Genomic DNA, 12,278 nt, shown 5'->3' with positions numbered 1-12,278 from the left:
CGGGATCACAAAAAAATCATCCTGCGAAGGTGATCGGGTTCAAACTTTTGCGCCGCCCGGTGAGCGCGTTGCAGCCGCGCGGGTTGGGCAAAAACTGGACAAGGTGCCGCCCCTGTGACAAGGCAGGCGTGAGAGCCCGGAGAGCATTATGACCACCACCCGTTTCGCCCCGTCGCCCACTGGTTACATCCATGTTGGCAACCTGCGCACTGCGCTGATGAACTATCTCATTGCGCGCAAAGCGGGGGGGACGTTCATCCTGCGGATTGATGACACCGACCCCGAGCGGTCGAAGGAAGAATACGTCGACGCAATCAAGCGGGATTTGGAATGGCTGGGCCTGCATTGGGACCGGGTGGAACGCCAGTCCGAGCGGCTTGACCGTTATGCGGCTGCGGCGGATGCCCTTCGCGACGCCGGTCGGTTCTATGAGGCGTTTGAGACGCCGGTCGAGCTGGACCTCAAGCGCAAAAAGCAGCTGAACATGGGCAAGCCGCCGGTCTATGACCGTGCCGCGCTGGCGCTGAGTGACGATGAGCGCGCAGCGTTGCGGGCCGAGCGTGGCCAAGGCGTCTGGCGGTTCAAGCTGGACCATGCGCGGATTGAGTGGGCGGACGGTATTCTGGGTGACATCAGCATTGATGCGGCCAGCGTGTCTGACCCCGTTCTGATCCGCCAGGATGGTCAGGTTCTCTATACGATTGCGTCGGTTGTGGATGACACCGAAATGGGCGTGACGGATGTGGTGCGTGGTTCGGATCACGTGACCAACACGGCCACACAAATTCAGATTATCGAGGCGTTGGGCGGCACAGCGCCACGCTTTGCGCACCATTCTCTGCTGACTGGACCGCAGGGTGAGGCGCTGTCCAAACGGCTGGGGACGCTGGCGCTGCGCGACCTGCGCGAACGCGGGGTCGAGCCGATGGCGCTGTTGTCGCTGATGGCACGGCTTGGGTCCTCTGACCCGGTTGAGCTGCGCTCGGATATGGCCGAGCTGATCGACGGTTTTGATATCGGGCGTTTTGGTTCCGCGCCGACCAAATTTGACGAGGCCGATCTGTTCCCGTTGACGGGGCGGTATCTGCAAGGCCTGCCGCTGTCGGCGGTTGCGGATCAGATTGCAGAACTGGGCGTGCCTGATGCGTTGGCCGAACCGTTCTGGACCGTGACCCGCGAGAACATCGAGACACTGCACGATTTGCAGGGTTGGTGGGACCTGTGCCGCGACGGTGCCGACCCTGTGATCGAGGACGAGGACCGCGACTTTGTGGCCGAGGCCATGGCGCTGTTGCCGGATGCGCCGTTTGACGGCGGTACATGGGGTGCGTGGACGGCGGCGGTCAAGGACGCGACGGGCCGCAAGGGCCGGGGCCTGTTCATGCCGTTGCGCAAGGCCCTGACGGGGCAGGCGCATGGGCCGGACATGGCCGCGTTGATGCCGTTGTTGCAAGTGGTCAAGGCGCGCTGAGGCACGCAAGGGGGGCAGATGGCAGATCGGCCCGTTGGGCAGTGTTTGACCCACCCGACCGCGGTGACCCCGCGTGGCTGAGGCGCAGGCCAAGTTCCTGAGCGGATCGCTCATGCGGCATGTGACGGTTATGTCGCTCACGTCGAGCGTGGGCATCATGGCTGTGTTTCTTGTCGATTTCATCGACATGGTTTTCATCTCGATGCTGGGCAAGGCCGAATTGGCGGCGGCGGTGGGCTATGCCGGATCGATCCTGTTTTTCACCACGTCCTTTTCCATCGGCATGGCCATTGCCGTGGGTGCGCTGGTCGCGCGATCATTGGGGGCGGGTGATGTTGACGCGGCGCGTGCGCGCAGCAGTCATGGCTTGATCTACGGTGTCGCACTGGGGTCTGTTGTTGCGTTGTTTGTGTGGCTGAATGTGCCGGTCTTTGTGCGCTGGATCGGTGCCGAAGGCGAGACAGCGGCGTTGGCGCAGACCTACCTGCGGATCATTGTCCCGTCGCTGCCGTTTCTGGTGGTCGGGATGATGGGCGGCGGTATTCTGCGGGCGCATGGGGATGCGCGGCGCGCGATGATGGCGACGATCTATGGTGGCGGCGTGAACGCCGTGCTTGATCCCATCCTGATCTTTGGTCTGGGCCTTGATCTGACCGGTGCAGCGTTGGCATCGGTTGCGGCGCGGGTGGTCATTGGTGTGACCGCCTTGGTGCCGATTGTACGGCATCACGGGAGCCTGCCGCGCCCCGACATGAGCGGCATGGCCCGCGATTTCCGCCCGCTTGTCACCATTGGGTTTCCCGCCATTCTGACCCAGCTTGCCACACCGGTTGGACAGGCGATTGTTACGCGGTCGATGGCGCAATACGGGCTCGAGGCGGTGGCGGGCATGGCCATTGTGGGCCGATTGATGCCGGTGTCCTTTGCCGTGATCTTTGCCCTGTCGGGGGCAGTTGGCCCGATCCTTGGCCAGAACTTTGGTGCAGGTCAGAGCGATCGGGTGCGGCGGGGGTTCAATGCGGCGCTGATCTTTGCCGCGGCTGTCATTGTCTTGATCGCTTGCGTACTGTTCGGCCTGCGGGGCGTGATTGCGCAATTGTTTGATGCGACAGGTATCACGCGAGATCTTGTGTTTCTGTTTTGCGGCCCGCTGGCCTTGCTGTTCTTTTTCAACGGCGTGTTGTTCGTGTCCAATGCGGCGTTCAACAACCTTGGCCATCCGTTTTATTCCACCTGGATGAACTGGGGGCGCAACACCGTGGCGATGATACCGCTGGTGTGGCTGGGCGCGCATTTGTTTGGGGCGCCGGGCGTCCTGATTGGGCAATCCTTGGCGGGCGTGCTGTTTGGTGGTCTGGCGTGGGTGCTGGCGCGGCGTGTCATTGCCGAAGGTGGTACCGCGTCTGCCCGCGACAGTTTTGCCCGCGAGGGTCGCCTATTGTCGCTGTTGAACCTGCGCAAGTAGCGCGTCGGTCACGGCCATTTCCTCTGTGGTCAGGCATTGGGCGCGCGGATAGAGAGGTGCTGCGCGGTCATTGCGTACGGGCGTGTCCCAACCATCCGTGGTCTCAAAGAAGGCGCGCGCGCCGTCGGGGCCAAATTCCTGCAGGAACCCCTGCACAACCACGTCGAGATAGCTGAGCAGGATGTGGTGATCACCACCCGTGCGCTGCGCGCCCGTCGGGACTTGATAGGCGGCGATGGTCGTGGCGTCGGATTTGTGCGTCACAGAGGCCGTCGCGTCGATGCGTTGATAGCCGGTTTCCCGCAGGTCCAATGCGGCCCAGTCCGCATCAGGAACTGCCGCGATCAGCCCGTCGATCTGATGACCGGGTGCAGGGTGGATCGACAGGAACACAACGTCACGCAGTTCCGTCCGCACCCACACGCGCCGCCAGTTGTGCAGAGTCGCCGTTTGGGCCGAGGGGTAGTCCTGTGTCGCGCGATTGACCAGGCTGCCGTAGCCAAAGAACCAAGGCGTCATGTATCGGACATCAGATCGGCAAAGTGGGTGGCCAGCGTGTCCCAGACTTCGGGAGTTGAGGCGCTGAGCAGGTAACCGGTCGACACCGTTGCGTCATAGGGGGTCCCGTCCAGCATCGCGACTTTGCCGCCGGCCTGTTGGCAGATCAGCGCGCCTGCGGCGTGATCCCAACTGTTGAGGTGGCCCGACAGGACAAAGTCGACGGCCCCGGTGGCAAGCAGCCGGTATTCATGTGCCGAACACCGCAGCGCACCGGCAAAGGCAATGGCACCCACTTTGGTCCACATCAGCGCGCGGTCCTCTGGCGGCATCAGACGGATGTGCAAATACCCTGCCAACTGGTCCAGCGGTTTTGTGGCGCCGGTGTGGATCGGTTTTTGCCGCCCGGACCGGGTTTGCCAGATCGCGGGCGACGTGTTGTCGGCCAGGATCACATCATCGCCCACGGGATCATAGATCAGGCCCAGCACCGGCTGCCCGAACCGGCACACAGACACCATCGTCCCAAAGAGCGGCATGCCCTTGGCAAAATTCCAGGTGCCGTCGACCGGGTCGATGATAAAGCACAGCTCTGCCTCGCCGATCCCGTTCAGCAAGTCGGGATTGGTCGCTACCGCTTCTTCTCCGACGACAAGCGCGTGAGGAAAGGCCATCTGCAAGCCACGGGTGATCATCGCCTCGGCGGCGATGTCGGCCTGTGTCACCAGATCGTTTTCGTCTTTCTTTTGATCGATGTCACCGGCATCCAGTTGGCGAAAGCGTGGCATGATTTCGGCCTTGGCGGCGCGTCGCACCAGGTTCAGAAGTTGGGACTTCTGAGCGGGCGACAATGGGGCCGTCACGGGCATGGGCAACTGGTCAGTCATGGGGGTGTCTATCCTTGATTCCGGGTGCTTGGACCGGGTGTGGCACGGCGGGGCGATGGCCGCAACGCGGCTTATTCGCGCCCCCGCAGGACCTGGGCGGGCCGCGCCGCCAATGGACCCCAGGCAAAGGCGAGGCCCGCCAGGAGCGTTGCAAACACGCCGCCGATGACAATGGCCAGTGCAGAAGGCCAGATCACCGTGAAATCCGTATCCATGACGAACCGGCTGACAGCCCAGCCGCCTGCAATCCCGGCGGCCAGCGCTACTGCGCCTGCGCTGAGGCCCAAAAGGGCAGCACGGGTGGCAAAGCTGAGGAGGATACGGCGGCGGGTGGCGCCCAGGGTCTTGAGGACCGCAGCCTCGTAGGTGCGGGCCTGCGTTCCGGCAGCAGCGGCCCCGATCAACACCAGGAACCCGGTCAGCAGCGTGGCCGCGGCACCATAGGATGTGGCGGCGGCCAGTCCGGCCAGTACGTCGCTGACCCGGTCGATGGCGTCGCGGACACGGATCGCGGTGATGTTCGGATAGGCGTTTGCAAGGTCGCGCAGGATCTGCGCTTCGGCGGTTTCCTCGGCGTAGACGGTGGAAATGAACGTGTGCGGCGCGCCCTGCAGCGCGGCGGGGTTCATTGATAGTATAAAGCCGATGCCCGCCGTCGAAAAGTCAACCTCGCGGAATGATGTGATGGTGCCGGTGATGTCGCGCCCGAGGATGTTGAGGGTGAGGGTGTCGCCCAACGACAGGCCCATCTCTTCGGCTTCTTCGGCGGCGAAACTGATCTGTGGCGATCCGGTGTAGTCTTCGGGCCACCATTCACCAGCGGTGATGCGGGTGTTTTCAGACGGCGTAGCCGAATAGGTGATGCCACGGTCCCCCGAGATCACCCAATGGTCGCCTGCCACCTCGCGGGCGGGTTTGCCGTTGATCTGGGTGAGGATGCCGCGCAGCATCGGCGCGCTGTCGATCCGGCTGACGGCGGGGTCGTTTTCCAGTCGCTCGATATAGCCGGGCATTTGGTCGCGTTGGATGTCGACAAAGAAATAGCTGGGGGCGACGTCAGGCAGGTTGCCCGAAATCGCGTTGCGCAGGTTGCCGTCGATCTGGCCCACGGCGGCCAGCACGGACAGGCCCAGACCCAGCGACAGGACTACGGATGCCGCACCTTCACGCGTACCGGAAATGGCACCCAACGCCCAACGCAGGGCCGGGCGTCCGCGTGCGCGCGGCGCGGACAGGCGTGACACCCAACGCACCAGCGTCGCCGCCAGTGCCAGCAGCCCAAGCGCAAAGGCGATGCCGCCCGCGGTCCAGAGTGTCAGGCGCCATGTGCCGGAAAACAGCCCCGCTGTGCCGATCAACGCGGCCAACCCAAGGCCAATCCAGAAGAGGTAGCGCGGTGCGGGCAGCAGGCGTGCCTTGTCCAGCGCGTCGCGGAACAGAGTAGCAGCGCGCACGTCCTCGGCGCGGGCCAGTGGCCACAGGGTGAATACAAACGCAGTCAGGACCCCGTAGACTGCCGCCTCTGCCAAGGGGGCGGGAAAGATCGCGAATTGGGCCGGAATGGGCAGTCGCGCTTCGATCAATGGGGCGAGCAACACTGGCACCACGGCCCCCAAGGCCAACCCAATGGCAATCCCCAGCACTGACAAAGCGCCGATTTGCAGGAAATACGTCTGGAAAATGGTGCGCCGCTCTGCGCCCAAAGTGCGCAGGGTCGCAATCACGCTTGTTTTGTCAGCAAGATAGGCGCGGACAGCGGCGGATACGCCCACCCCGCCCACTGCGAGGCCGGACAGCCCGACCAGAACGAGAAAAGCACCCAGCCGGTTGACAAATTCGGCCACGCCGGGGGCACCATTGCGCGCATCCGTCCAGCGCATGCCGCTGTTTTCAAATTGCTGACGAGCCTCGGTTTCGAGCGCCGCGAGGTCGGTGCCATCCGGCAAATCCAGCCGGTATTTCGAGTTGTAGAGCGTACCGGGGGCCAGCAGTTGCGCATTTGCCAGACTATCGCGATAGACAATGGTGCGAGGGCCTAGGCCAAAGCCACCCGCGGCGCTGTCGGGTTCCCGCGCGAGTGTCGCGGACAGTACAAAGTCCTGTGTGCCGAGGCGAAACGTGTCACCAAGGTTGAGGCCCAGCCGGTCGATCAGCGCACGTTCCATCACGGCACCGGGCAGGTCGCCGTTGCCTGCCAGAGCGGTGGCCAACGGCATATCCGGCGTCAATGCGACGTCTCCGACGAGCGGATAGGCGGTGTCGACGGCCTTGATCTGGGTCAGGCCACGCTCGGCCTGACCGTTGCGGTCAACCACGGCCATGGAGCGGAAATCGGCAATCTCTGACAGACCGTCCGCGATGCCTTCCATCCACGCGCGTTCTTCGGGTGTGGCAAAGCGGTAGGTAAAGTCGAGTTCGGCGTCGCCGCCCAGTAGGGCCGCGCCCTCGCGTTGCAGCCCCGCCTCAATGGCTGAGCGGACTGAACCCACAGCGGCGATGGCCGCAACACCAAGGGCCAGACAGGCCAGAAAGATGCGAAAGCCGCGCAGGCCTCCGCGCAACTCGCGGCGGGCGAAACGGGCAGAGGTGCGCAGGCTCATTCGGCGGCGGCCCGGTTGTCGGGTGCGATATTGCCATCGGCAAGGCGGATCACCCGGTCGCATCGTGCGGCCAGGTCCGGGGCGTGCGTGACCAGAACAAGGGTCGCCCCGTGACGGTCCCGCAAGCCAAAGAGCAGGTCCATGATCGCGGCCCCGTTGGTGCCGTCCAGATTGCCGGTGGGTTCGTCGGCCAACAGGATGTCGGGGCGGGTGACGGACGCGCGTGCCAGTGCAACGCGTTGTTGTTCACCGCCGGACATCTGGCTGGGGTAGTGCCCGGATCTGTGGCCCAGCCCAACCGCTTCCAGTTCTGCGGAGGCCCGGTCAAAGGCATCGCGCGCGCCGGACAACTCGAGCGGCGTGGCGACATTTTCGAGTGCGGTCATCGTCGGGATCAGGTGAAAGGACTGGAACACAACGCCCATGTGTGCGCGCCGAAAACGGGCCAGCGCGTCCTCGTTCATGGCCGTCAGGTCCTGGCCCAGGGCGGTGATTTGACCACCAGTTGCGCGTTCGAGCCCGCCCATCACCATCAGCAGCGATGACTTGCCCGACCCGGAGGGCCCGACCAGTCCGACCGTCTCACCGCGCGCCACGTCCAGCGTCACGCCGTGCAGGATATCGACCCGCCCGGCATTGCCATCCAGGCTCAGCGCCGCATTTTTGAGGGACAGGACTGGATCGGACATGAAGCATCGCCTTTATTGTCACTAGGACACGTCGCTATGCGACGCTTACGTGGTCATATGGAGATCAGATCAACATGGGCAAGGTAATGGGCGCGATTGTCCTGATTTTATGGTCCGGTTTTGCTTGGGCTGACCGGGTTACCATTGCGGCGTTGGGTGACAGTTTGACCCAAGGGTACGGATTACCCGTTGAACAGGGGTTTGTGCCGCAGCTTGAAGGCTGGTTGCGGGCGCAGGGCGAGGACGTGACGGTTATCAATGCCGGTGTGTCCGGTGACACGACACAGGGCGGGCTGTCGCGTGTGGGCTGGACGCTGACGCCGGATGTGGATGCCTTGATCGTGACACTGGGTGGCAATGACCTCTTGCGGGGGATCAGCCCAGAGGTCAGCCGCGCAAACCTTGAGGGCATTGTCCAGGCCGCAGAGGCGGCGGGGGTTGCAGTGCTTGTGATCGGCATGCAGGCGCCGGGCAATTATGGCCCGGACTACAAGGCCGCGTTTGACGCCATGTACCCCGAGATCGCAGAGGCCTATGGCGCGCTGTATCTCGACAGCTTTTTCGCGGGTTTGGGCGGCGTGGGCATTGATCCTGCGGAAGTGCAGGCGTTCATGCAGGCGGATGGGGTACATCCCAACGCAGATGGTGTGACGCGGATCGTGGGCGGGATCGGACCCAGCGTCCAGGCGTTGATTGTGCGGGTTCAATAGGTATGCCGGGCCGGTTCTTTCTGACCGATCCTGTGGCGGCGTTGGCCGACGCACTAGGAGTCGCGCCGGGTGTCGTGTCCAACGAGCCAGCGCGCGAGAACATCGCTCCGGGCCAAGAGATTGTGGTGTTTGATGGCGGGTTGCTACGCATGCGTTGGGGCATCGTCCCGGTTGGGCGCGTGAATGCGCGCGGGCGTCCGGTGATGGAGCAGATCATCAATGCACGCTCGGAAACTGTGTTTGACAAGAGCGCCTTTGATGGGGTGGGGCGTGCGGTGATCCCGGTCAACGGATGGTACGAGTGGACGGGCGAAACGCGCAAAAAGACGGCGTGGCGGATTGGCCCCAAGGGCGGCGGCGTGTTGTATTTTGCCGCGATCACGGACGTCTGGACAGCGCCGGGTGGGTTGGAGGTGCCGCAGGTGGCGGCGGTGACATGTGCGCCCAATGGTGATGTCGCCCCGATCCATCACCGCATGGGTGTGTTGCTGGAGCAATCGGATATCGCGGTTTGGATGGGTGCGGATCTGGAGGCCGCCAAGGCGCTGATGGTGCCGTGGCCTGACGGAAGGTTGCACATCGAAAAAGCCCACGGCGTGAACTGGGACGGGCCGTGATCCAAAGGCCGCGCGGTGCGCGACGCGATGTTTCAGGGGCTGCGCCCCGTCGCTGGCGCGACTCCCCCCGGAGACATCTGGGACGGGTGGTGCGCTCGTCCGATCATCATCGGACAAAATAAAAGCGGCGCCCGAACCCGTGCGCCGCCCAAAACCATGTCATCGCAAAGCCGTTAGGCGAGTGCGATGTTCACCGCGCTCTCGCGGCCATCACGGCCTGCTTCGAGGTCAAAGGTGACTTTCTGGTTGTCGGCCAGACCGGTGAGGCCCGAACGCTCGACTGCAGAAATGTGCACGAATACGTCCTTGCCGCCCGATTCGGGTGCAATGAAGCCGTAGCCTTTGGTGGTGTTGAACCATTTGACGGTGCCGTTGGCCATCGTCGTTACTCCTGAAATAAACCTGCCCGCACTATGCGGCAGCGTGGCGTTGTCAAAAGATCGAATGACTGAGCCGATAGGAGCAGTAGGTCGATAGATGAGGTAGCATGGTCACATATGGCGCAAGTTGGCTGTTTTGCAAGTCATTCGACAACCTATGGACGATTGCGGCAGGTTGCTGCTTCTTTGGGCAGCGTGGCTGATTTTGCGTATGCGAACATTTTTTACCAGTTGATAAAAATAATGAGCTGTGAAAGCGTTTGTTTACGTAATGATAGATGCAACGGAGCGGATATGACGCAATCTCCTTTCTCACCGGGCGTGACGGCGGGCCGTTTGGACGATGCGGCACTGCGTGAAAATTTTTCTGACCTGCATCCCGCACTGGACGCGCATGAGGCGCTTGTGGCGGCGGATCGGTGCTATTTTTGCCATGATGCGCCCTGTGTGACGGCCTGTCCCACTGACATCGATATCCCGCTTTTCATTCGCCAGATTGCGACAGGCACACCTGATGCGGCGGCCAAGACCATCCTGAGCCAGAACATCATGGGGGGTATGTGCGCCCGTGTCTGTCCCACCGAGACGCTCTGCGAAGAGGTTTGCGTCCGCGAGGTTGCCGAGGGCAAACCCGTGCTGATTGGGCAATTGCAACGCTATGCCACCGACCATTTGCAGGGTCAGGGCATTCATCCGTTCTCCCGCGCTGCGGTCACTGGTAAAACGGTGGCCGTGGTGGGAGCGGGACCGGCGGGCCTGTCCTGTGCGCACCGGTTGGCGGTTTTGGGGCATGATGTGACTGTGTTTGATGCGCAGCCGAAACCCGGTGGGCTGAATGAATATGGCATTGCGGCATACAAAACGCCCGAAGGGTTCGCACAGGCTGAAGTGGATTGGCTGATGCAGGTTGGGGGTATCACGTTGACCCATGACACCGCTTTGGGCACCGATGTGACACTGGAGCAGTTGTCGGCGCAGTATGATGCGGTGTTCCTGGGCATGGGGCTGGGCGGTGTGAACGCCCTGGGCGTCGAAGGCGGCGACAAGGCTGGTGTTCTGGACGCGGTGGATTTCATCGCTGACCTGCGTCAGGCAGGGGATTTGACGGCATTGCCAGTTGGACGCGATGTGGTGGTGATTGGCGGCGGCATGACAGCGGTGGACGCTGCGGTGCAGTCCAAGCTGTTGGGTGCGCTGAATGTGACGCTGGCCTATCGGCGCGGGCGCGACCGGATGAACGCCAGCGTGTTTGAGCAGGATCTGGCGTCATCAAAGGGTGTGCGGATCATGACTCATGTTGTGCCCAAGGCCGTGCATGGCAACGGGTCGGTCCGCGAAATCGAGTTTGAATACGTCAACGACGAGATGTCGGGCACCGGGCAAACGGTGCGTGTTGCTGCGGATCAGGTGCTGCGCGCGATTGGCCAAACGCTTGAAGGGGACGGATTGCCGGCCCTGGAACGGGGCAAGATCGCGGTCACTGGCGCGGGCCGCACGTCGGTTGACGGTGTCTGGGCCGGTGGCGATTGTGCCACGGGCGGCGACGACCTGACGGTAACTGCTGTGGCCGAGGGCCGCGATGCGGCGATGGATATTCACGAAGCCCTGACGGGCGCTGCGCAGTAAATGCGCACCCTACGGAGGATGTAATGGCAAATTTGCAAAGCGATTTCGTCGGGATCAAATCCCCCAATCCGTTCTGGCTGGCATCCGCGCCACCCACGGACAAGGAATACAATGTCCGCCGCGCGTTCGAGGCGGGGTGGGGCGGTGTCGTCTGGAAGACCCTGGGGTCCGAAGGGCCGCCCGTCGTCAATGTGAACGGGCCGCGTTATGGCGCGATCTATGGGGCGGACCGGCGGTTGCTGGGTCTGAACAACATCGAATTGATCACCGACCGCGACCTGTACACCAACCTCGAAGAGATCAAGCGGGTCAAGGCCGACTATCCCGACCGGGCGGTGGTCGTGTCCATCATGGTGCCCTGTGAGGAAGAAGCGTGGAAAGCCATTCTGCCGCTGGTCGAGGACACTGGCGCGGATGGGATCGAGCTGAACTTTGGCTGTCCACATGGGATGTCAGAGCGTGGGATGGGTGCTGCCGTGGGGCAGGTGCCTGAATACATTGAAATGGTGACGCGGTGGTGCAAGCAGTACTATTCCAAGCCAGTCATCGTGAAACTGACGCCCAACATCACCGATATTCGCAAACCTGCCGCAGCGGCCAAGGCGGGTGGTGCGGATGCTGTCAGCCTGATCAATACGATCAATTCGATCACGTCCGTGAACCTGGATACGATGTCGCCCGAGCCGTCCATTGACGGCAAGGGGTCGCATGGCGGCTATTGCGGTCCAGCAGTGAAACCCATCGCGATGTCGATGGTGTCGGAAATCGCGCGCGGGGCGGACACACGTGGCCTGCCCATTTCGGGCATCGGCGGGGTCACAACCTGGCGCGATGCGGCAGAGTTCATCACGCTGGGGTGCGGCAACGTACAGGTCTGCACGGCGGCGATGACCTATGGCTTCAAGATCGTCCAAGAGATGATCAGCGGTCTGTCTGACTGGATGGACGAAAAGGGACACAGCAGCATCGCGGACTTTTCCGGTGCCGCCGTGCCGAACGTGACCGACTGGCAATATCTGAACCTGAACTATGTCAGCAAAGCCAAAATAGATCAGGAGTCGTGCATCTCTTGCGGGCGGTGCTATGCCGCGTGCGAAGACACGTCGCACCAGGCCATTTCAATGTCGGCAGACCGCGTGTTCGAAGTGATCGACGCGGAATGTGTGGCATGCAATTTGTGCGTCAACGTCTGTCCGGTGGAAAACTGCATTACGATGGAAGCGATGGAGCCGGGCCTGACCGATCCGCGGACAGGGCGCGAGGTCGCAGCGGACTATGCCAACTGGACCACGCACCCCAACAATCCGGCAGCGGTCAAAGCCGCCGAGTGACACG

The 12,278-nt window shown here is 62.7% G+C and carries 11 protein-coding genes; 6 read left to right on the top strand and 5 right to left on the bottom strand.

What is annotated here, in order from left to right:
• Window positions 1–148: 148 nt before the first annotated feature.
• Both gltX and Q0936_RS14275 read left to right on the top strand, forming a co-directional pair.
• Complete coding sequence (gene gltX / locus Q0936_RS14280; RefSeq protein WP_299294135.1) at window positions 149–1,471, top strand: glutamate--tRNA ligase; 1,323 nt, start codon at window positions 149–151, stop codon at window positions 1,469–1,471.
• Window positions 1,472–1,544: 73 nt separating this feature from the next.
• A complete protein-coding gene (locus Q0936_RS14275; protein WP_299294137.1) occupies window positions 1,545–2,936 on the top strand; it encodes an MATE family efflux transporter in 1,392 nt (463 codons plus the stop codon).
• On the opposite strand, the gene Q0936_RS14270 is transcribed toward Q0936_RS14275, so the two are convergent.
• From Q0936_RS14270 to Q0936_RS14255, 4 genes are all read right to left on the bottom strand, one after another.
• A complete protein-coding gene (locus Q0936_RS14270; protein ID WP_299294139.1) occupies window positions 2,907–3,455 on the bottom strand; it encodes a gamma-glutamylcyclotransferase family protein in 549 nt (182 codons plus the stop codon). The two genes, Q0936_RS14275 and Q0936_RS14270, sit on opposite strands and share 30 nt — an antisense overlap.
• Window positions 3,452–4,321, bottom strand: coding sequence for an inositol monophosphatase (locus tag Q0936_RS14265; RefSeq protein WP_299294141.1), 870 nt, complete (start codon window positions 4,319–4,321; stop codon window positions 3,452–3,454). The genes Q0936_RS14270 and Q0936_RS14265 overlap by 4 nt, the downstream gene beginning before the upstream one ends.
• Window positions 4,322–4,392: 71 nt before the next feature.
• Window positions 4,393–6,921, bottom strand: coding sequence for an FtsX-like permease family protein (locus Q0936_RS14260; protein WP_299294143.1), 2,529 nt, complete (start codon window positions 6,919–6,921; stop codon window positions 4,393–4,395).
• The gene (locus Q0936_RS14255) at window positions 6,918–7,610 is read right to left on the bottom strand and encodes an ABC transporter ATP-binding protein (RefSeq protein ID WP_299294145.1); all 693 of its coding nucleotides are present in this window, start codon (window positions 7,608–7,610) and stop codon (window positions 6,918–6,920) included. The genes Q0936_RS14260 and Q0936_RS14255 overlap by 4 nt, the downstream gene beginning before the upstream one ends.
• 74 nt (window positions 7,611–7,684) lie before the next feature.
• On the opposite strand from Q0936_RS14255, the gene Q0936_RS14250 reads away from it, so the two are divergent.
• Complete coding sequence (locus tag Q0936_RS14250) at window positions 7,685–8,320, top strand: arylesterase (protein WP_299294147.1); 636 nt, start codon at window positions 7,685–7,687, stop codon at window positions 8,318–8,320.
• A gap of 2 nt (window positions 8,321–8,322) precedes the next feature.
• Window positions 8,323–8,937, top strand: coding sequence for an SOS response-associated peptidase (locus tag Q0936_RS14245; protein WP_299294149.1), 615 nt, complete (start codon window positions 8,323–8,325; stop codon window positions 8,935–8,937).
• Between the two features lie 173 nt (window positions 8,938–9,110).
• Here the strand turns inward: Q0936_RS14245 and Q0936_RS14240 are convergent, their stop codons facing one another.
• Complete coding sequence (locus tag Q0936_RS14240) at window positions 9,111–9,317, bottom strand: cold-shock protein (RefSeq protein ID WP_039685727.1); 207 nt, start codon at window positions 9,315–9,317, stop codon at window positions 9,111–9,113.
• A 294-nt stretch (window positions 9,318–9,611) separates the two neighbouring features.
• On the opposite strand from Q0936_RS14240, the gene Q0936_RS14235 reads away from it, so the two are divergent.
• Both Q0936_RS14235 and preA read left to right on the top strand, forming a co-directional pair.
• Entirely contained in the window at window positions 9,612–10,943 is a 1,332-nt protein-coding gene (locus Q0936_RS14235; RefSeq protein ID WP_299294151.1) for an NAD(P)-dependent oxidoreductase, read from the top strand.
• A 23-nt stretch (window positions 10,944–10,966) separates the two neighbouring features.
• On the top strand, window positions 10,967–12,274 hold the full coding sequence (preA, locus tag Q0936_RS14230) for an NAD-dependent dihydropyrimidine dehydrogenase subunit PreA (protein WP_299294153.1): 1,308 nt from the start codon (window positions 10,967–10,969) through the stop codon (window positions 12,272–12,274).
• The last annotated feature ends 4 nt before the right edge of the window (window positions 12,275–12,278 follow it).

The organism is uncultured Tateyamaria sp. (assembly GCF_947488715.1).
Classification (GTDB): domain Bacteria; phylum Pseudomonadota; class Alphaproteobacteria; order Rhodobacterales; family Rhodobacteraceae; genus Tateyamaria.
Note: the sequence above shows the minus strand (reverse complement) of the source record. Positions and strands in the feature narration are given on the sequence as shown.